This window comes from Desulfonatronum thiosulfatophilum (assembly GCF_900104215.1).
In the GTDB taxonomy this organism is placed as follows: domain Bacteria; phylum Desulfobacterota; class Desulfovibrionia; order Desulfovibrionales; family Desulfonatronaceae; genus Desulfonatronum; species Desulfonatronum thiosulfatophilum.
Genome location: NZ_FMXO01000002.1, coordinates 64954 through 84810, shown reverse-complemented (window position 1 = coordinate 84810; position 19857 = coordinate 64954). Strand labels below are relative to the sequence as shown.

The following is a 19857-nucleotide window of genomic DNA, read 5'->3' as shown; positions in this document are numbered from 1 at the left end:
GTAACTCCTCAGCTTCAGACCAGGAAAAGGTTAGCTTTTCAATAAAATGTGGCAAGCATGACCTGGATTCCCGCCTTCGCGGGAATGACTTGCATTTTCAATGCCGTCTCCGGATCAGTCATACCCGCGAAGGCGGGTATCCAGTCCGCTTTTACTGGGGTGAGCTGAGTAGTTCCTTTCTTTTTTGAAAATCTTGTTTCGAAATCCACCTTCCGCATATCGGGAGGTGGATATTTTTTTGCCATTCCTCTCTGATAATTTTCCATGAGTATTTGGTGCTCGGATGCATCCTGTTTGTTCAAAGTAGGAGCAAAATACGTATAAGACTTTTTCCGCGTACATATCCCTCATCCGCGGGATAGGGAATTTACCCGATGTATGGCGAACCTTCTTTGAATGACACTTACGCAGTGTCATCAACCATCTACTACGGGCGATCCCAAATATGGAGGTTTGTCATGAGTTTCAATCCATTGCAGGAAAAAGGAATACCTCTCGAGAAGCAGCTTCGGAACTGGTCTGAATTGAATGTGAAGCCCTACGACAAGAACAGCGTGCATCCGTACAGTCGGACCCGGGGCATATTCATGAACGGAATCGAGGTGGAAGGCGTCATCTTCAGCCATCAGTTTTCACGTCATTCCCCGGACATGGCCGTGAATCAGATGCTGGCCATGACCCGGCGCGTGGAGCAGCAGCAGCAAAAGGCCATCAACTGGCTGATTCCCGGTAATGAAAGCGTGTTGGAGGTAACCATCGGATATGAGCAGGTTGCCGTGGATCTGACGGCGTTTCTGGCTCGTACCGAACCCGATCCCTATGTCAAGGCAGCCCTGGATTTCGCCTTGCTTGAGGATTTCGACCATCTGTATCGATACGCAAATCTTCTGAATATGGTGCAAGGCAAGGCCGCCGAGGAGATAACCGGTAAATACACGGAAATTACCGTCGGCCGGCCCACCATGCTGGAGCATCGTCATCCCGGCGACGACGTGCGCAAGCATTACGACGCCAAAACAGCCGATCCTTTGACCAAGCTGCATGTGCTGACAATTACCGCGGCGGAGCAGCAGACCATGAATTTCTACATGAACGTCGGCAACCGGCCGGAAGAAATGCTGGGCCGCGGGCTCTATCTGGAAATCGGTATGATCGAGGAGCAGCATGTGACCCATTACGCTTCCCTGGCGGATCCCCGGGAAAGCTGGTTCGAAAAGCTGGTGATGCACGAATACAACGAATGTTGGCTCTATCATTCCATGATGGAGCAGGAACCTGATCCTCAGGTCAAGAAGATATGGGAGCTGCATCTGGCCATGGAAATCGAGCATCTTCGGCTGGCCTGCGAGCTGATGAAGAAAATGATGCGCATGGACCCGGAATCCATGCTGCCAAAGCAGTTGCCGGCCCCGCTGATCTTCGAGTCGAACATTGACTATGTCCGCAGTATTCTGGCGGAACAAGCTGATTTCAATGCTCAGGGAACGGAATTCGTCCCCGGCGACCAGGTTCCGAAGAACTCGAATTATCATATGTACCAGGAAGTTGTGAATGCGGGAGGTGTGCCGAGCGAAGAAGTGATCGAAAAGCATGTTCAGGGCAAAGGCAAGGATTACCGACAAGAACTGAAGGGTCCCCATCCTGTGGAACGTTTCCGAAGTTGAGCATTTGAGGAGATCATGAATCCATTCATCCCAAAGGAGGTTGTCCATGTTACCCAAATCCGCAACTCGCGTCGCCGAACACACACCCGAATACATCAATCAACAGATTCGCGAACAGACAGTGAAAAACATTAGCGAATGCGTCATCAACGGTCCATTGTCCATTGATCAACGCCTTGAAGAATTGGACGAGGAATGGGATATCGAAAGAACTCTTCAGGCCAATGCGTCATCGCTGATCCTGCTGGGAATGGGGCTCGGAGCCCTGTCAAGCCGGAAATGGTTTGCTCTGCCGGTCATGGTATCCGGTTTTCTGCTGCAGCATGCCTTGCAGGGCTGGTGCCCGCCTTTGTCGGTTTTTCGGCGGATGGGAGTCCGGACGAAGGGAGAGATCGATGTCGAGAGATATGCGCTCAAGGCGCTGCGTGGTGATTTTCAGGAATTTTGCGAGAAAACCGCCCACGATACAGGCGCTTCCCGTGAAGCGATCATTACGGCGAGTCGATGAACATGTGGAAAGACGGAGCCTGTTGGATCAGCGATCCAACAGGCTCTAGTTGAGAAGGTACGAACTCTGCTTAGCGGGGCCATTTCCTGTCGTGACAATAATTTCTGGATGTATGTCACGCATCACGGGTTCAAAGTGGAACTTGAAGATGTGTTTTCCATACCTTCCCAGGTTCGTTTATCAAGGGTTCTCGCAATGTAGTCTATGTGAATGCGCTCGTCATTGAAGCCTTTCGTCACGATGGCCTTTGCCGATTCCGGCAGCGACCAGGTCATAGCTTCATCATAGTTCTTGTTGGTCATCTTTTCATTGGAATGCATGGCCTTCAAAGCGCCCTCCGTGCCGGTTGAACTCCTGAGTGAAGTGAATCCGGAGATCAGATATCCTTTAAAATCCTTAGAGAATTCCGGCGGTGTTCCACCCAGGGCGGTAATCTCCGGGGAAAGCTCGTCGACATGTCGTTTGTGATCATCCCGGAATTTGAGCAACTGATCCTTGATTGCCGGTACATCAATGTTCTTGATCGCCTGATCGTACGCATGCACGGCATCAATATCCAATTGTACAAGATGGATTAAATTTTTAAATGCTTGATCCTTGTCCATTTTGCAGCTCCTGTTGAAGATGTTTACGGTTCATGATTTCCGCTCATGAGGTTTACGAAGAGCGGACGCCGTAATTCCAGAAAAGTCTACTTAATATCATATGATTTTTTCTCTTCGACATAAGCGGACATCGCCTTATCCAGTTCATCAGTTTCGAGTACTTCTTGCGCGGCATCGAACACGTTGTCCTCTTCCTCCTGGATGTGGTGTCTAAGTATTTCCGCGAAAACAGCGAATTTCGCATCCCAGTTTTCCTCGCTCGTGGGAAGCTGGTCCAGTTCCTTGAGCAGCATTTCCGCGGCGTGGTGTTCTTCCATGGCTTCCATTCCAACCTGTTTTCCGGCTTTCTTGTTCATCAGGAGAGGATAGAAATGTTTTTCCTCACCTTTCATGTGCGGGATCAGTTCCCGTTTCAGCTTCATGAACAGATCATCTTTTGTTTTGACGGCTCTTGCCGACTTGTTTTCGATTTTATGGAGCAATTCTTTGATATTCAGATGCTCTTTCTCAATTGTCTGCAACAATTCATGGGGCATCGTAGTTCTCCTTGGTGATGTTGATTTCCTTGGCGGTATTTCTTGAACCAAGTCTAATATGAATGATTACCTTGCAAATACTGGATATTACGTAATCCAATCACAAGGATTCGGTAGAATTCAGATGAGAATTGAGAATTCACGGAAAAACCTACAAGAATTTGGCCATCAATCTAAGTAGTCTGCTTTATTGGGAAGCATGCAATCCAGACATATATTCGTCATGAACAGGAACCTTTTATCAATTGGGGGGGGGCGTGATGATGAAGATTGCTGCTATTTTAACGGATTATTTCGAGGATGTGGAATACACTGAGCCTGTGAAGGCGTTTCGTGAAAAAGGTCATGAGGTGATTAACGTTGGGCTTGAGGCAGGCAAGACGGTCAAGGGGAAATCAAAGCAGACCCCTGTGGAAATCGACAAGGCAGTTGCCGATGTCAGTCCGGATGACTTTGATGCGTTGTTGATACCTGGGGGATTTTCACCCGATATGTTGCGCGCCCATGAAGCACCTGTCCACTTCGTGAGAATGTTCATGAATTCGGGCAAGCCGGTCTTCTCGATTTGCCACGGCCCGCAACTGCTGATCACGGCGGATGTCCTGCAAGGACGCCAAGTCACCGGCTACAAGTCCATTGTTCAGGACATCAAGAACGCCGGGGCAAAATTTCAGGACAGCGAGGTGGTGGTGGACGGCAATCTGGTATCCAGCCGAAATCCGGACGACATCCCGGCATTCATCCGGGAATCCGTTCGGCTCCTTGAATGAGGTTCAATGATGTTTGACAAAGACCGAGTGGGTTGCACTCTCACGGCTCACCCGGTTTTTCCAGATGCGATCGTAAAGTAATTGCTCAATAAATTGCGGCAAGCATGGCCTGGATGCCCTGCCTTCGCGGGCATGACGCGCTTGGAAAAGCTTGCTCATTGAAGTCATTCCCGCGAAGGCGGGAATCCAGTTTGCCCGGGAACACGCAGGACGGTTCCGACCTTTTTGAGCAGTTGCCTCGTGCTCTTATCGGCAGTTCAGTTCGGGGAGTCGCTTATGGCTGAAACAGGAAGAAAACGGCGCGGCAGGGCTTTCCGGTGGACCAGAAACGTGATCGTTGTTCTGGTTTTGCTGTTCATGGTTTCGCTGCTGATTCAATTCGAATACGCCTACATGCCGCCAATGGACAAGGTGTTGAATCCGGAACGGATCAACACGGATATTGCCTATGACTACTGGGGTCGTTCCATAACCAGGCAAGAGGCCGATGAACTGCTCCAAACCGAAGAAGGAGCGCGGTTGCTGACGCCCGCACACGGGGCGGTGGAGATTGACCCTGAGTTTCTCCAGTTGGGGAGGGAGGCCTTCTATAAGGAGACCTTCGGGAATGAAATTTTCTCCACCGACGTGATCGGCTTCATGGACGGGCCATTGACCATGTGGTCGTTCATCCGGGCAATCATTGCCAATCGGGGCCAAGGTACGGACAACCTGCAGGTTCGAGTCGCCCGGGACGCCATTATCGGGGGGCGCGAATATTCGCGCGGGGACATGGTGAACACCGGACTGGACATCGTGCCCGGCAGCCTGAGCGTTTTGGGAATGAAGGTCCGCTATTCCCACGGCAGGATTCGAGGAGGCATCACCTGCGCCGCGTGTCACAGCGCCGTGGACATGGAGAGCGGCAAAGTGGTGGAAGGCGCGCCCAACCTGAACCTGAACATCGGCAAGCTGATCGCCTTTGCGCCGAATTCAGCGGGAATTTTCGCCAACGCGGAGATTGGATCGCTTGACGATCTCGTCAGCGATGCAAGCCGCACGGTCACGACCTCCGACGGGCGTACGGTTGCGCTGCCCGATCCCGAATTGCTGGAAGATGCCGTGGACAGGGTCTTCATGAGTTGGCCCCCGGGCTCCTTCGATTCCACCATCGATCTGGTGGCCAACCCGTCCCAGATCCCGGATTCCTTCACCTGGCAGGACCATCCTTATGGGTGGACCGGGTTCGCCGGAGCCGGTCCCTTCATGGGGTTGTCAGTGCTGAACAACAACGTCCACGCGCTGAATTCCGACGGGATTTCGCAAGCAGAGGCCTCGATGGATCTCTTCGGTTTCGACAAGGAACTGACCTACGCCATGGTGCTCCAGAATTCCTCCCGCGGCCGGTATCGCTGGAATCCGGAAAGTGGAGTCCAGCCTTCGGAATTCTTCCAGCGCAATAATCCGACCCCGCCGACCATGGGTTTCAATGAGATGGTCCATACCCCCTCTTTTCCAAAAGGGTCGCTGATTTCTCCCGATGGACTCTTCATCAGCAAGAACGGCTCCCTGGTCTGGTTCGAGAACAACGCCATGTCCGCGTTCCAGAATACCCTCGCGCCGCCGCCTCCACCCATCGAGCATGTGGAGGAACTACGATCCCTGGGCCGGGATGTCTTCCAGACCGCCGGATGCGGCGACTGCCACAGCGGACCGGCATACACCAACAACAGGGTTCTCCCGGCGCGTGAAGTCGGGGCCAGCCCTTCAAGAGCGCGGGCCAACGCCAACAACTGGGAAGCCATGATCTTTCCGCCCACGACCTGGTCCTGGGACACCCCCGTGCCTGTGCCCCTCAATGCGCGGATGCTCGAAGTGCCCTTGGATCTTCTGGATATGGATGAAGTTCGAATGTCCTATGCTCAGGACGAGCGGGGAGAGGGCGGGTTCAAGGTGAAGGGCTTGATCGGGCTCTGGTGGTCGCCACCATATCTGCATGACGGGAGCATTGCCGTTGGACCTGATGCCCGGACCCAGGTCGGCATTCCCGGAACATTCCACGCCGGAGTGCGGCCTGATCCGGTGAACAGCCTGCGCGCCCTGGTGGACAGAGAACTGCGCAAACGGTTGATCGAGGTCACGGCGAATTCCGAAGAGCTTCAATTGGTAAAGGTCACCGGAACCGGCCATGAACACTGGGTGGATGAAGGGGCCGGATACTCGCGGCAGGAGCAGGATGCTCTGATCCATTATCTGCTTTTCCTGGAGTTTCAGGAGGATCGTTGATTAAGGGGAAATTTCTCTAAAAAAAGCGGTAATCAAAGGGATAAAACCTGGGAGCACCGCACCCCGGTGCGGCAGCGGTGTAGCGCATTCAGGGAAAATAGAAAAAATCAAGTGTACTCAGTCAAATAAGACGAAGGACGCTTCATGGATTGGATCATTTATACCCTGGGCGCACTTCTGGTCTTGTGCGCCGCGGTGGATGTCTTCCTGACAGTCCTGTACGCCCGGAGCGGCATCGGACTGCTCTCACCTGGCGTGAACCGAAGTGTCTGGTTCCTGTTCAGAAAAACAGCCGGCTTCGTTCCCAGCCGTAAACACTTGATTCTGTCCTTCTGCGGCCCGACCATCATCGTTGTCCTGACGCTCCTCTGGGTCGTATTGCTTGTCACTGGGTTCGCCCTGATCATCTGGCCGCAACTGGGAATCAATGTTGTCTCTGACAATGGCCGAACACCGACTCACTTCATGGCCGCCATGTACTACAGCGGGTATTCATTTTCGACACTGGGGACCGGGAACATCATTCCGGAGAACGACTTCTACCGCATCCTGATGGTCGCTCAGTCCGTAATCGGTTTCTCCTTTTTCACACTGATCATCACTTATTTTCTGAGTCTGTTCGATGCGTTGCGCCAACGGAACACATTTGCCGTTTCTTTGCATGGAAAGACATTGAATTCAGGTGATCCTTCAGAGTACGTTTCGCGTCTGGCCGTAGATCAGGAGCTGATCTACGCACAGCAGCAATTCGCGGAAATATCCGTCCAATTGTCAAATATTTTGGAATCGCATCATTTTTATCCCATTCTGCAATATTTTCGGTTCCCACAAGCCCAGTACAGCATTCCCCGAATCCTGTTCGTCACCTTGGATACGGTCAGCCTCTTGAAGACAACGCTGGACGAGAAGCGGTTCGCCCCTCAGATCCGGGGGGCCGCGGTGGAGGAGATGTGGAGCGGCGGCATGTCTTTGCTTTCGTATTTTACCGAGGCGATGCTGTCTGAACAATCAAGAACAGCATTGCCCGAGCCACGGAAAAGTCCGGAATCAGTGCAATGGACGGATCATTATCACAAGGCAAGAACGCAAATGCACAAATGGGGCGTACCGGTACGAGAAAATGCGGAAGCGGGACTGAGAGAATATAACGCATATCGCTTGCAGTGGGAGCATGGGATCATCGCTCTGGGCGATTTGATGCTTTTCGAAAAGGATGAGACGTTCCCAAAGCGTGACTAAAAGATGCAAAGTGAATCTTCATTCAGCGAAGCATGGAGGCATTCGTTGAATAGGCGAAATAATGGCGCATGAACTGGAGAACATTGAAGAGATGCTGGACAGGATCTCCGAGATCGAGGGGGAGAACGACAGGGTTTCCCTCGGCGCCATCATCGAGGCCGTGGGCAGCCGATCCTTCGGCCCGTTGATGCTCACGGTTGGTTTCTTCATGGTGTCGCCTCTGAGCGGGGTGCCGGGGATGCCGACAACCATGGCCACCATGGTGCTTCTGATCGCCCTGCAGATGATCATCGGCAGAGATCATTTCTGGTTGCCGGCTTGGCTGCTGAAGCGTTCCGTGACCAGAAAAAGGCTGGACAAGGCGATGTCCTGGATGAAAATGCCGGCGAGACATATCGACCTTCTGCTCAAACCGCGTCTTGCGATTCTGGTTCGCTCCGTCGGCACCTACGCCATCGCCGTCTCCTGTGTGACCATTGCCGCGGGCATGCCGATCATGGAGCTGGTCCCTTTTTCCGCTTCCGCCGCTGGCGTCGCCGTGGGCGCCTTCGGTCTGGCCCTGGTTGCCCGCGACGGCCTTGTCGCCCTGTTTGCCTATCTCTGGACGGGCGTCAGCGTCGTGCTGATCATGAGGTACATTTTCTAGCATTCCAACGCATGACATCAAAACAACATTGCGGGATGGGAGACAAGGCATGCCTTGTCTCTACGCGTTTGGGGCATCCAGAGTTTAGGGCATCCAGAGCGAGCCAACGAAACTTTAGCGATCCTTGTTCCGTTCCAACCCCGTCAGGCTGTTGGCAGACTGAACGAACCGCTGGGTATCTCTGAACTTGTATATGATCTTCTTCTTGACAGAAATCAGCGGCCCACATATGAGACAAAACAAGTCCTATTTGTCCTGTATGGAGGTGATATTCATGATGCTGACCAAGGCCGGGGAATACGCGGTCCGGTGCATGCTGTTCCTGGCCGGGGAGCGGGAACGGGACGTAGTCCTGAAAAAGGACGTTTCCGAAGCCATGAAAATCCCCGGATCGTTTCTGGCCAAGATCGCCCAGAATCTTGCCAAGGCCGGATTGATCCAGATCGTGCAGGGGCCGCGGGGCGGGTACCGCATGCTCAAGTCCGCGGAAGAGGTGACCCTGCTGGAGGTCATCGAGGCCGTGGAGGGCGAGATATTTCTGAACGAATGTCTTTTTCGTCCGGATAGTTGTCATCGCAGCCTGTTTTGCGGCGTGCATCAGGTATGGGAAAAAGCCCGGGAAGGGTTGCGCGAGACCCTGAGCGTTCCGCTTTCCGATCTGCTTTGCATGGAAAATTCCCGCCGTTCCCTGGACGGTGGAGAAGATAGCGGCTCTCAATCAGATTCTTAAGGAGGTAAGGCAGTGGACGTTCTCTTGTTGTCTCGTTTGCAATTCGCTTTCACCACGTTTGTACACTTCATTTTCGTGCCGTTGACTCTCGGGCTTTCCATTCTGGTGGCATACATGGAATTCAAGTGGGTGCGCACGGGAGAGCTGGTTTACAAACGGATGGCCAAGTTCTGGGGGAAACTGTTTCTGATCAATTTCGCTCTGGGCGTGGTCACGGGAATTGCCCTGGAATTCCAGTTCGGGACGAACTGGTCCCGCTATTCGGCGTACGTCGGCGACATTTTCGGGTCGCTGCTGGCCATTGAAGCCACTTTGGCCTTTTTTCTGGAATCAACCTTTCTGGCGGTCTGGGTTTTCGGCTGGGACCGCATCTCCCCGAAATTGCACAACGCCAGCATCTGGCTCGTGGCCCTGGCCGCCAGCGTCTCGGCCTTCTGGATCCTGATGGCCAACGGCTGGATGCAGAATCCATCCGGTTACATCATCAACGGCAATCGTGCCGAACTGGAAAGCTTCGCAGCCTTGGTTACCAACCCCTTTGCCTGGCAGCAGTTCCTGCATGTGATTTTCTCCGCCTACGTGCTCAGCGGATTCTTCGTCCTGGGCATTTCGGCCTGGCACCTCGCCCGGAAAAGCAATGTGGATTTTTTCCAGCGCTCGTTCCGGATCGCCGCGCCCTTCACCCTGGTCTTCGCCCTGGCCCTGGTGGTACAGGGACACCATCACGGATCAACAGTGGCCAAGTATCAGCCCGCCAAGCTGGCGGCCATGGAGTCGCACTGGGATACCATGACCAGAGCGCCCCAGTATCTGTTTGCGATTCCCGATCCGGCCAATGAGCGGAACCTGGTTGAACTGCTGCCGGTTCCCGGCGGCCTGTCCATGCTCGCCTATCACTCCTTCGACTCCGAGGTCCGGGGACTGAAGGACTTTCCCAAAGAGGACCGTCCGCCCGTGATGATGACGTTCATCTCCTTCCGGACCATGGTCGGCCTTGGATTTCTTTTTCCCGCCTTGGCGGCCTGGGTTTGGATCCGGCGCAAGGATCCGCAATCCTCGCCGCTCCTGCTGCGTATTCTGCCCTGGATCATCCCCTTGCCGTACATTGCCATCCAGTTGGGCTGGATCGTGGCCGAGATGGGTCGGCAGCCATGGATCGTGAACGGCCTGATGCGCACCGAAGATGCATTTTCAGCAGGTATTTCCGTCGGTCAGGTTGCCTTTTCCCTGACGCTCTTCGTCATGATCTACGCTCTCCTGGTGGCGCTGAACGTCTTTCTGCTGTCGTACCATGGACGCAAGGGACCGAAATCGCAGAAAGACAAGAGCGACGACATCCAGGCTGAGGCCGTGGGTTTGCGAACGGATGCGATTCCGGCCTAGTCCGAATCGATTCAGGAATCTTTCCATTGCAGCAATGAAAGGAGTGACGATATGTTGGAAACGACCTGGTTTATCCTGTGGGGAGTGCTTTGGGCGGTGTATTTCGCCCTGGACGGCTACGATCTCGGCCTGGGAACCCTGATGCCGTTTCTGGCCAGGGATGATCGGGACCGGCGCATCATGTACAATGCGGCCGGACCGTTCTGGGACGGGAATCAGGTCTGGCTGATCACCGCCGGCGGGGTGACCTTCGCCGCTTTTCCGGCCACCTACGCCGCTTTGTTCAGCGGAATGTACACGGCCCTGATGCTGCTGCTCTTCGCCCTGATTCTGCGCGGGATTTCCTTCGAATTCCGACGGAAGGTGGACAGCGACGCGTGGCGCAGGGTCTTTGACGGATTCCATATCGTGGGCAGTTTCCTGCCGGCCCTGCTGCTGGGCGTGGCCTTTGCAAACATTTTTCAGGGAATTCCCTTGAACGCCGATGGCGTGAACGAAGGCGGGATACTCAACCTGCTCAATCCTTACGGATTGCTTGGGGGCGTGCTTTTCGTGCTGATGTTCACGTTGCACGGGGCGTTGTGGCTGGGCGTCAAGGCCGAGGGGCCCATCGCGGACCGAGCCGCGGCCATGGCCGAGAAGCTGTGGATGGTCCTGGTATTCACGGTGATTCTGTTCCTGGTGATGACCGCCTTTGCCACGAACCTGTTCGTCAACTACGTCAACAATCCCGTCTTGTTCGTAATCCTGCTTGTGGCCGTGGGCGGCCTGCTCTCGGCCCGCGCGGCCCTGGGCAAGCGATCCATGGTCAAGGCCTGGGCTTCATCGGCCGTGGCCATTATCAGCGTGACTCTGTTCGGCGTGGTGGGGTTGTTTCCGGCTCTCTTGCCATCCACCATCGATCCAGCCTACAGCATGACCATCGCCAATTCGGCATCCAGCCCCCTGACCCTGAAAATCATGCTCGGCGTGACCCTGGTCTTCATTCCTCTGGTCATCGTCTACCAGAGTTGGCTGCACGTGACCTTCGGGCACAAGATCAAGGATGAGCACCTGGAATACGAAGAGGCGTATTGACGGCTGAACCTGTCGCGGACGCCGATATGAATCTTCATTACAGGAAGGCGGCTGTTTGCCGGCCGCCTTCTTGCTTGGACGATACTCGTTTCGGTCATCCGGTTGGAGCGTCGTTTTTAGTAGATTGAACCGCCCGCTTCGCTTAAGGCGCAGAGGACGCCAAGAAGAAAGATTTTCGTCTTCCGCTGGAAAGATGCGGAAGCCAAAAGGCTCTCCGTCTAGCGGCGATGCACCTCGTCATCCCGTCAGGGATGAGGCAACTCTTTTGGAAAGCAGCTCTTTCCCTGCTTTCCAAAATGTTTTCCTTGGCGTCCTCTGCGCCTTGAGCGAAGTGGGCGGTTTTCATGTGATCATACCTATTCAGGGCCACGTCCGATTGACCGGATACCCCCTCTTTTCACTCCTTCCACCATGACCAAATTGCTCCAGCAACTTCCCTCAGCCCCGGAAAAATGGCTCCGCGCAGCGGCCCGGCAGGTGCAGGGCTTGTTGCTGGTCGCGGTTTCGTTGGGCTTTGTCGCCGGGATCGTGCTGATCGTGCAGGCCGGGATTCTGGCCTGGGTGGTGCATGAGGTTCTTTTTGAGGGACGGCGACTGGCTGATCTGCTCGTGCCTATAATTGCACTGCCCGGCCTGATGCTGTTGCGGGCCGGTCTGGTCTGGGGCGGGGAGCAGCTTGGCTTTCAGGCCGCGGCCCAGGTCAAAAGCCGGATTCGGATGCAGCTCTACGATCATCTCCAAGCCCTGGGGCCGGATCGTCTGCGCGCCCGTTCCAGCGGTGATCTGGCTCATTACGTGGCGGACGGCGCGGAGGGGCTGGAAGCCTACTATTCCCGATACCTGCCCCAGGCCGCTGCCGCGGCCCTGATCCCCCTGGCCGTGCTGGCATTTGTTTTTCCCCTGGACCTGGTCAGCGGTCTGATCCTGCTGTTCACCGCGCCGTTCATTCCCCTGTTCATGATTCTCATCGGCAAGCGGGCCGAACGGATCAACCAGCGCCAATGGCGGCGGCTGGCCTCGCTCAGCGCCCGTTTTCTGGACAGTCTCCAGGGCCTGACCACACTGAAGCTGTTCAACGCCACCCGCCGGGAAGCGGAGATTATCGCCCGGATCACCGACAACTACCGGGAAACCACGGTATCCGTGCTGCGCGTCGCCTTCCTCTCCGCCCTGGTGCTGGAATTTCTGTCCACGGTCAGCGTGGCCGTGGTGGCCGTGATCATCGGCTTCAAGCTGCTTTCCGGAACAATGCTCTTTCAGACGGGGTTCTTCATTCTGCTCCTGGCCCCGGAATTTTACCTGCCCCTGCGGTCCCTGGGGACCCATTACCATTCCCGGCTTTCCGCCATGGCCGCGGCCGAAGGTCTGCTGGCCCTGTTGGCGGAGCAGCCCGGTCCGGAGAAGCAAGGCGGCAGGCTTCGTCCGGAATGGTCGTCCGTCCGGCTGGAACTGGAGGCGGTCAGCTTTCGCCATGGCGACGGCCCCATGGTTCTCCACCAGGTCAGCCGGAGCATCCCGGCCGGGTCGTTCGCCGTTCTGGCCGGTCCCAGCGGCGCGGGCAAGACGACATTGCTCCGGATCCTGCTGGGCACAGTTGCGCCAAGCGGCGGCCGGGTCCTGGTCAACAATGCGGACCTGGCCGAAGTGGACCAGGACGCCTGGCTGCGTCACGTGTCCTGGATGCCCCAGAATCCCTTCATCCTGCCGGGAACCATATGGGAAAACATCCTCCTGAATCTTTCCGGCGAGCCGTCGGCGGATGACTGGAAAAAACTGGATGCCATGGCGACTTTGACGGGGCTGGACGAGGATCTGGCCGCCCTGCCTGACGGCTGGTGGAGCCTTGTGGAGGAAGGGGGCGGCGGGCTGTCCGGCGGGCAACGGCAACGTCTGACCCTGAACAGGGCGCTGTGCAAGCCGGCGCCGGTTCTGCTGCTGGACGAGCCCACGGCCCATCTGGACGAAGGCGGGAAGGCGACGGTTTTGGCGGCACTGCGTACCATGGCCGGAGAGCGGACCCTGGTGGTGGCCTCGCACGACGAGCAGGTCCGGAATCTGGCGGACGTGGTTCTGGAACTCGGGACATTGGAGGGAAGTTCATGAACGGACCTGGAGCGGGCAATGCCAGGGAATTCCGGATGCTGCTCTCCATGGCCCGCGCAAAATGGCCGTGGCTGCTGCTGGGCATGGCCTGTTCCGTGGTCACCGTGCTGGCCAACATGGCCCTGCTAACCGTGGCGGCCTGGTTTCTGGCCTCCATGGCGTTGGCCGGGGCTTCCGGCACGCTGTTCAACTACTTTCTGCCCGCGGCGACCATCCGCAGTCTGGCCATCGTGCGCACCATCGGCCGCTATGCCGAGCGGCTGCTGACCCATGACGCCACCCTGCGCCTGCTGGCCGATCTCCGGGTCCGCTTTTTCGAGCGTCTCGCGCCCCTGGTTCCGGCGGGACTGGGAAAAATGCACAGCGCGGACCTCTTCAGCCGGTTGCGCGCGGATATCGACCTGCTGGACAACTTCTACCTGCGTCTGCTGCTTCCGGCCGGAGCCGCGATCTGCGTGGCGGCCTGCGGGTTTGTCTTTCTCCTGGCCTTCGACCTCGGGCTGGCCCTGGGCGTGGCCGGATTGTGGCTGTCGGCCGGCGCACTTCTGCCATGGATCTGCCTGCGTCTGGGAGATGAACCCGGAGCCGGGCAGGTCCGAGCCGCGTCCCGGATGCGTTGTCTGGTTGTTGACGGGTTGCGGGGCATGGAAGAGTTGATGGTCTACGGCGGCCAAGCCCGTCACCGGGCACTGGTCCAGGAGGAGAATGACCGGCTGATTGGACACCAGCGCCGCTCCGCCCGGCTGGAGAGTTTCGCTCAGGGTGCGGTGGGCTTGGCGTCGGGATTGGCCATGTGGCTGGTGTTGGTGATCGGCATGCCGTTGATTGCCGACGGCGCATGGTCGCCGGCCTCCCTGCCCATGCTGGCGGTGCTGGCCCTGGTCAGCTTCGAGGCGATCCAGCCGTTGCCGGGCGCCTGGCGGATGTGGGGCCAGATCCGCGTCGCGGCGGCAAGAATACTGGACATTACCGAAGCCCGGCCCCCGGTGCGCGAGCCGGTTGATCCGGCAATCATGGGCCGGGAAAGCGATCTGGAAATCCGGAACCTGGCCTTCACCTATCCGGGCCGCACGGAAACAGTGCTGCGAAACGTCCATTTACGTCTGCCCCAGGGCCGCAGAGCGGGCATTGTCGGAGCCGCGGGCTCGGGCAAGACGACCCTGCAGCAAATCCTGCTGCGATTCTGGGAATACGATCAGGGCGAAATTTTTCTGGGTGGACGGGAACTGCGCACCTGTGCCGGAGAGGATGTCCGGGCCAGAATGGCCGTGGTTTCCCAGCACGTCTTTCTGTTCAATGCGAGCATTGCCGACAATCTGCGCCTGGGCAATCCCCGAGCCTCGGACGCCCAGCTGCTGGAAGCAGCCCGCACGGCCCGCCTGGAGGAATTCATCGTTTCGCTGCCGGAAGGTTTGCAGAGCCAGGTCGGGCAGTTCGGCGCCCGGCTTTCCGGCGGCCAGGCCCGGCGGTTGAGCGTGGCCCGGGCCCTGCTCAAGGATGCGCCCATCCTGATCCTGGACGAGCCCACGGAAGGCCTGGACGCGGCCACGGAATCCGCGTTCTGGCAAGCCCTGGAGCCGGTGATGCGGGGACGCACCGTACTGCTGATCACCCACAGACCGGCCGGACTGGAATACATGGACGTGGTCCACCGATTGGACCAGGGTGAATTGTTGCCGGCGGGCGCTCCATTGCATCATCTTTGAACAATCGCTTCATATGACCCTGGTTGCATTTCTTGACAGTTCTCGTAGTTGAGGAATAGGTGAGCATGCTGCTGGTGCTGAACAGAGTGGATCCAGGATCCACTTTTTTTGTTTGCGGACCGTTATTAAGTTGCGAATAGGATTGGAGAATCATTATGCTTGTTATTCTGGTAAGCTTCGCGTTTGCCTTCGGCCTGGCACTGACCCGAATCGGCCTGCCGCCCATGGTCGGGTTCCTGGTGGCCGGTTTCGCTTACCACATGATCGGGCTGGAAACCCCGCAGGGATTGGATTTCGTGGCCGATCTGGGCATCAAGCTCCTGCTTTTTTCCATCGGCCTGAAGCTCGACGTGCGGGGTTTGCTCAAGGCGGAGATCTGGGCCAGTTCAATGGTTCAGATGCTCGTCACGACCGCATTCATGTGCGGCGTCTTGCTGCTCGGGCAATACTTGTTTCAATCTTCACTCATGGACATGTCCTGGCAGACGGTTCTGGTTCTGGGTTTTGCTTTGGCCTTTTCCAGCACGGTCTTTGCGGTCAAGGTGCTTGAGGAAAAGGGCGATTTGACCGCGTTCTACGGCAGAATAGCCATTGGAATCCTGATCATGCAGGATTTGTTCGCGGTGCTGTTTCTGAGCGCATCCGCGGGCAAGCTCCCGAGTATCTGGGCCTTGAGCGTGCTTGCTCTGCCGCTGTTGCGACCCGTGCTGTACAAATTGATGGACATGGCGGGCAGGGGAGAGTTGTTCATTCTCTGCGGGCTGTTCATTGCGCTGGGCGTCGGGGCTGAAGGCTTTTCCCTGGTCGGACTCAAGCCTGATCTGGGGGCGTTGGTGCTGGGGGTGCTCATTGCCGGACATCCCAGGGCGTCGGAACTGTCCAAGGCCTTGTTCGGCTTCAAGGAACTGATGCTGGTGGGTTTTTTCCTGTCCATCGGCATGACGGGGCTGCCGACTCTGGAAATGCTCGTGGCCGCGGTCCTGCTCTGCCTGCTTCTGCCCTTCAAGACGGGCATTTATCACTTCATCGTCAGTCAATTCGGGCTGCGGGCTCGATCCAGTCTGTTCGCCTCCCTGAGCCTGACCAACTATTCCGAGTTCGGGCTGATCGTGGCTGCCATTGCCGTGGGGCAGGGTCTCTTGACCCCGGACTGGCTCCTGGTGATGGCCATGACCGTGAGCATCAGCTTTGCGGTGTCTTCACCTCTGAGCACCCATTCCGAATATGTCTACCGGAAAATCTTCGGCTGGCTCTGCCGCTTTGAGCGCAGCTATTGTCATCCTCATGACGCCCCCATAGATTTAGGCGATGTGAAGGCCGTGGTTCTGGGAATGGGGCGCATAGGGTCCGGCGCGTACGATGAACTGCAAAAAACGTATGGCAAGGAAATCTGCGGCGTGGAGCATGCCCCGGACCGGGTGGACTTCAATCGGAGCCAGGGGCGCAACGTCATCCTGGGAGATGCCTGCGATACCGAATTCTGGTTGAAACTCCGCAAGGATCTGCGGTTGGAGCTGGTCATTCTCGCCATGCCCAACCACTACGGCAATATGTACGCGGCGCAACAACTTCGTAATTTCGGTTTCGAGTGCCAGGTCGCGGCAATTGCCCGTTTTCCCGAGGAAGTGGAGGAGCTTTCGGCAATCGGCGTCTGCACGGCCTACAACATGTACGAACAAGCCGGGGCGGGACTAGTGCGAAGCGCTCTGGAAGGATGTCGCCTTTCGGGCTGAGATCGTCGAGTCGACAAGGAGGGACCGCTCATGCGCATCGTGATCATCGGAGCAGGCGAGATCGGGTTCAGGGTCGCCCAGCGGCTGTCCACGGAAAACAAGGACGTGGTGATCATCGACAAGAATCCGGACGCCATCAAGCGGATCAACGATCACCTGGACGTGCAGACGATCCTGGGATCGGGCAGCAGCCCCGTGCTGCTGGAACAGGCCGGTTTGCAGAAGGCCGAACTTTTTCTGGCGGTGACGGACAGCGACGAGACCAATCTCACGGCTTGTCTCTTTGCCCGCGCTCTGGCTCCGAACATCACCAAGCTGGCCCGGATTCGCAATCAGGAATACATGCACTTTAAGTCCGCCCTGACCCGGGAAATCGTGAACATCGCGCACGTCATCAACCCGGATCAGGAGGTCGTCCATTCCCTGGAACGGATGGTGGAGGTTCCCGGAGCCCTGGAGGTCAATCAGTTTGCCGCTGGTCGAGTCAGTCTGGTGGGCGTCCGGGTCTGTCCGGAGAGTCCGCTGCTGGGGATCCGGTTGATGGACGTCCCGGAACGCTACCGGGATGACCGGTTTATCGTAGCCGCGCTTATCCGCGGGGAAAAACTTGTGATCCCGACGGGTAAAGACGACATCCATGAGGAGGACATCATCTATTTCATCTGCGAGAGCGAACAGGTGAACAATGTCATGCCGTTGTTCAATCCCTGCACCAAGAAAATTCGCCAGATAATGATCATTGGAGGAGGCAGCGTCGGGTTGCTGGCCGCGCGAAGGCTGGAGAAAAAAGGCCTTTCCGTCAAACTTGTGGACATGGACCTGGAGCGATGCCGTTTTCTGGCCGGAGAACTGGATCAAACCGTGGTGCTGCACGGCGACGGTTCGGAAGTGGACCTGCTGCAGGAGGAGAACATTCAGGACATGGACGCTTTGCTCGCCCTGACCAGCAGCGAGGAGACCAACATCCTGATCTCGCTCCTGGCAAAAAGTCTCGGCGTGGACAAGACGATCACGCGAATCAACAAGTTCACCTACGTCCCCCTGGCCAGGGCCATCGGTCTGGAGAACGTGATCAGCCAGCGGATTGCCGCCGTCAGCACCATCCTGCGCCATGTCCGCCGCGGCAAGGTCATTTCCTCGGTGCCCATCAAGGGCGAGGAGGCGGAGGCCTTGGAGGCCGTGGCCCTGGAGAATTCCAGCATCGTGAACAAGCCCATCAAGGATCTGCATTTTCCCAAGGGCGCTCTGATTCTCTGCGTGATCCGGGGCGAGGACGTGCATATCCCGACCGGTGAAACCATTATCCTGCCCCAGGATCGCATCATCATCCTCTCCACTCGCCGAACCATCGAGCGGGTGGAGCGTTCCCTGGCCGTGAAGCTGAAGTATTTCTAGCATGCATTGGCGAGGCGTCTTTTCCTTTACCGGCGCGATCATTGCCGCGGTGGGGCTGTTCATGTTCCCGGCCCTGCTCTGTTCCCTGTACTATCAGGACTCCGGAACCAGTGCGCTGCTGGGGTCCATGATTTGCGTGACCGCGCTGGGACTGGCGCTCTTTTTGGGGTGGCGCAAGCATGCTCCGGAGACCGTGACCAGCAGGGAAGCCATCTTGATTGTGGCCCTGTGCTGGATCAGCGCCGGTTTTTTCGGGGCTATGCCCTTCTATTTCGGCGGCGTCTTCGACACCTTCTCCGATGCTTTTTTTGAATCCGTTTCCGGAATGACAACGACAGGCTCTTCCGTGCTCACGGACATTGAGGCCGTGGCGCCGGGTCTGCTTTTCTGGCGCAGCATGACCCAATGGCTGGGCGGCATGGGCATTATCGTGCTTTCGGTGGCTGTCTTGCCGATTCTGGGCGTGGGAGGAATGCACCTCTACCGGACGGAATTCTCCGGAGGCAGGCAGGACCGGATCAAGCCTCGCGTCCGGGCCGCGGCCCTGACGTTATGGAAGGTGTACCTGCTCTTTACCGTGGTGCTGGCGATCTTGCTGTTTCTGGGCGGGATGACGGTTTTCGACGCATTGTGCCACACCTTCACCACCATCGCCACCGGCGGCTACTCCACCAAGAATCTGTCCATGGGCCACTATCAGAGCGCATACCTGCATCTCGTGGTCACGGTGTTCATGTTTCTCGGGGCGATGAGCTTTGCGCTGCATTACCAGGCATTGCGCGGAAAACCTCTGGCGCTCTGGCGCAACTCCGAAGCCAGGTTCTTTTTCTTTCTCATCCTCGCGACCGTGGCGATCATCGCGCTGCACCTCTGGCTCGTCCAGGCGTATGCCTCGCCGGTGGACGCCCTGCTGGCCAGCGCCTTCAATCTGGTCTCGATCATCACCACCACCGGATTCGCCACGGCGGACTTTGAAACCTGGCCGCCTCTGGCCAAGGGCATCCTCTTCCTGGCCATGTTCGTCGGCGGTTGTGCGGGCTCCACATCCGGCGGCGTGAAATGCATGCGCATTCAGTTGATGTTCAAGCACATCTTCCGGGAGTGCTTTCGGATCATCCACCCGCACGCCGTTGTCCAGGTCAAAATGGACCGCAAGGTGGTCGAGGAGAACGTGCTGGCCGGCGTCTGGGGATTTTTAGGGCTCTTCGCGGTGCTGTACATTGCGGCGTCCCTGCTCCTGACCGCCATGGGACTGGACATGACCACCGCCTTCACGGCGTCCATCGCGGCCATGGGCAATATCGGTCCGGGTTTCGGCAGCGTCGGTCCCGCTGAAAACTTCGCCCATCTTCCTACAGCCGCCAAATGGCTGCTCTCCTGGTGCATGCTCCTCGGCAGACTCGAACTCTACGCCATGATCATCTTTCTGGTTCCGGCGTTCTGGAAGCGCTGAAACCTAGAGCGTTCGGTAAAAACAGGGATCAGAAAGGGAAGTAT

At 57.0% G+C, this 19857-nt stretch carries 17 protein-coding genes; 14 read left to right on the top strand and 3 right to left on the bottom strand.

The features are described 5' to 3' along the window. Positions 1–38: 38 nt before the first annotated feature. Complete coding sequence (locus tag BLP93_RS01915; protein WP_092116667.1) at positions 39–266, bottom strand: hypothetical protein; 228 nt, start codon at positions 264–266, stop codon at positions 39–41. Positions 267–458: 192 nt separating this feature from the next. Between BLP93_RS01915 and BLP93_RS01910 the strand changes: the two genes are divergently transcribed. Both BLP93_RS01910 and BLP93_RS01905 read left to right on the top strand, forming a co-directional pair. Next, a complete protein-coding gene (locus BLP93_RS01910) occupies positions 459–1664 on the top strand; it encodes a hypothetical protein (protein ID WP_092116666.1) in 1206 nt (401 codons plus the stop codon). A gap of 46 nt (positions 1665–1710) precedes the next feature. After that, positions 1711–2172, top strand: a complete 462-nt coding sequence (locus BLP93_RS01905; protein WP_139162888.1) for a DUF2892 domain-containing protein — start codon at positions 1711–1713, stop codon at positions 2170–2172. A gap of 122 nt (positions 2173–2294) precedes the next feature. On the opposite strand, the gene BLP93_RS01900 is transcribed toward BLP93_RS01905, so the two are convergent. Both BLP93_RS01900 and BLP93_RS01895 read right to left on the bottom strand, forming a co-directional pair. After that, positions 2295–2777 carry a DUF2383 domain-containing protein gene (locus BLP93_RS01900; protein ID WP_092116664.1) on the bottom strand — a complete coding sequence of 161 codons (483 nt, stop codon included), beginning with the start codon at positions 2775–2777 and terminating at the stop codon, positions 2295–2297. A gap of 86 nt (positions 2778–2863) precedes the next feature. Further along, positions 2864–3313 (bottom strand): hemerythrin domain-containing protein, encoded by a 450-nt coding sequence (locus BLP93_RS01895; RefSeq protein ID WP_092116662.1) that lies wholly within the window; start codon positions 3311–3313, stop codon positions 2864–2866. Positions 3314–3573: 260 nt separating this feature from the next. Here BLP93_RS01895 and BLP93_RS01890 point away from each other — a divergent pair, with 260 nt between their 5' ends. The 12 genes from BLP93_RS01890 (at position 3574) to BLP93_RS01830 (ending at position 19813) form a co-directional block, all read left to right on the top strand. Continuing rightward, positions 3574–4083: a type 1 glutamine amidotransferase domain-containing protein gene (locus BLP93_RS01890; protein ID WP_279615048.1), complete on the top strand. Its 510-nt coding sequence runs from the start codon at positions 3574–3576 to the stop codon at positions 4081–4083. A gap of 276 nt (positions 4084–4359) precedes the next feature. Further along, positions 4360–6348, top strand: coding sequence for a hypothetical protein (locus tag BLP93_RS01885; protein ID WP_092116660.1), 1989 nt, complete (start codon positions 4360–4362; stop codon positions 6346–6348). 144 nt (positions 6349–6492) lie between these two features. After that, entirely contained in the window at positions 6493–7587 is a 1095-nt protein-coding gene (locus BLP93_RS01880) for a potassium channel family protein (protein ID WP_092116658.1), read from the top strand. A 61-nt stretch (positions 7588–7648) separates the two neighbouring features. Beyond that, entirely contained in the window at positions 7649–8233 is a 585-nt protein-coding gene (locus BLP93_RS01875) for an exopolysaccharide biosynthesis protein (protein ID WP_092116656.1), read from the top strand. Positions 8234–8507: 274 nt separating this feature from the next. Next, entirely contained in the window at positions 8508–8963 is a 456-nt protein-coding gene (locus tag BLP93_RS01870) for an RrF2 family transcriptional regulator (RefSeq protein ID WP_092116959.1), read from the top strand. 12 nt (positions 8964–8975) lie between these two features. Then, positions 8976–10346: a cytochrome ubiquinol oxidase subunit I gene (locus tag BLP93_RS01865; RefSeq protein ID WP_092116654.1), complete on the top strand. Its 1371-nt coding sequence runs from the start codon at positions 8976–8978 to the stop codon at positions 10344–10346. Between the two features lie 51 nt (positions 10347–10397). Then, entirely contained in the window at positions 10398–11423 is a 1026-nt protein-coding gene (cydB, locus tag BLP93_RS01860) for a cytochrome d ubiquinol oxidase subunit II (RefSeq protein ID WP_092116652.1), read from the top strand. Between the two features lie 411 nt (positions 11424–11834). Next, the gene (gene cydD / locus BLP93_RS01850) at positions 11835–13526 is read left to right on the top strand and encodes a thiol reductant ABC exporter subunit CydD (RefSeq protein WP_092116648.1); all 1692 of its coding nucleotides are present in this window, start codon (positions 11835–11837) and stop codon (positions 13524–13526) included. After that, the gene (gene cydC, locus BLP93_RS01845; protein WP_244148617.1) at positions 13523–15232 is read left to right on the top strand and encodes a thiol reductant ABC exporter subunit CydC; all 1710 of its coding nucleotides are present in this window, start codon (positions 13523–13525) and stop codon (positions 15230–15232) included. The genes cydD and cydC overlap by 4 nt, the downstream gene beginning before the upstream one ends. Positions 15233–15387: 155 nt before the next feature. Further along, positions 15388–16965 carry a cation:proton antiporter family protein gene (locus BLP93_RS01840; RefSeq protein WP_092116646.1) on the top strand — a complete coding sequence of 526 codons (1578 nt, stop codon included), beginning with the start codon at positions 15388–15390 and terminating at the stop codon, positions 16963–16965. A 30-nt stretch (positions 16966–16995) separates the two neighbouring features. Further along, the gene (gene trkA, locus BLP93_RS01835; protein ID WP_092116644.1) at positions 16996–18360 is read left to right on the top strand and encodes a Trk system potassium transporter TrkA; all 1365 of its coding nucleotides are present in this window, start codon (positions 16996–16998) and stop codon (positions 18358–18360) included. 1 nt (position 18361) lies between these two features. Then, the gene (locus BLP93_RS01830; RefSeq protein ID WP_092116642.1) at positions 18362–19813 is read left to right on the top strand and encodes a TrkH family potassium uptake protein; all 1452 of its coding nucleotides are present in this window, start codon (positions 18362–18364) and stop codon (positions 19811–19813) included. Positions 19814–19857: the final 44 nt, after the last annotated feature.

Excerpts from the sequence above, each read along its gene's own strand:
- cydC (WP_244148617.1), top strand. The coding sequence starts at position 13,523 with ATGAACGGACCTGGAGCGGGCAATGCCAGGGAATTCCGGATGCTGCTC.
- BLP93_RS01880 (WP_092116658.1), top strand. The coding sequence starts at position 6,493 with ATGGATTGGATCATTTATACCCTGGGCGCACTTCTGGTCTTGTGCGCC.
- BLP93_RS01915 (WP_092116667.1), bottom strand. The coding sequence starts at position 266 with ATGGAAAATTATCAGAGAGGAATGGCAAAAAAATATCCACCTCCCGAT.
- BLP93_RS01910 (WP_092116666.1), top strand. The coding sequence starts at position 459 with ATGAGTTTCAATCCATTGCAGGAAAAAGGAATACCTCTCGAGAAGCAG.
- BLP93_RS01885 (WP_092116660.1), top strand. The coding sequence starts at position 4,360 with ATGGCTGAAACAGGAAGAAAACGGCGCGGCAGGGCTTTCCGGTGGACC.
- BLP93_RS01900 (WP_092116664.1), bottom strand. The coding sequence starts at position 2,777 with ATGGACAAGGATCAAGCATTTAAAAATTTAATCCATCTTGTACAATTG.
- BLP93_RS01895 (WP_092116662.1), bottom strand. The coding sequence starts at position 3,313 with ATGCCCCATGAATTGTTGCAGACAATTGAGAAAGAGCATCTGAATATC.
- BLP93_RS01830 (WP_092116642.1), top strand. The coding sequence starts at position 18,362 with ATGCATTGGCGAGGCGTCTTTTCCTTTACCGGCGCGATCATTGCCGCG.
- BLP93_RS01875 (WP_092116656.1), top strand. The coding sequence starts at position 7,649 with ATGGCGCATGAACTGGAGAACATTGAAGAGATGCTGGACAGGATCTCC.
- cydD (WP_092116648.1), top strand. The coding sequence starts at position 11,835 with ATGACCAAATTGCTCCAGCAACTTCCCTCAGCCCCGGAAAAATGGCTC.
- BLP93_RS01890 (WP_279615048.1), top strand. The coding sequence starts at position 3,574 with ATGATGAAGATTGCTGCTATTTTAACGGATTATTTCGAGGATGTGGAA.
- trkA (WP_092116644.1), top strand. The coding sequence starts at position 16,996 with ATGCGCATCGTGATCATCGGAGCAGGCGAGATCGGGTTCAGGGTCGCC.
- BLP93_RS01840 (WP_092116646.1), top strand. The coding sequence starts at position 15,388 with ATGCTTGTTATTCTGGTAAGCTTCGCGTTTGCCTTCGGCCTGGCACTG.
- cydB (WP_092116652.1), top strand. The coding sequence starts at position 10,398 with ATGTTGGAAACGACCTGGTTTATCCTGTGGGGAGTGCTTTGGGCGGTG.
- BLP93_RS01870 (WP_092116959.1), top strand. The coding sequence starts at position 8,508 with ATGATGCTGACCAAGGCCGGGGAATACGCGGTCCGGTGCATGCTGTTC.
- BLP93_RS01905 (WP_139162888.1), top strand. The coding sequence starts at position 1,711 with ATGTTACCCAAATCCGCAACTCGCGTCGCCGAACACACACCCGAATAC.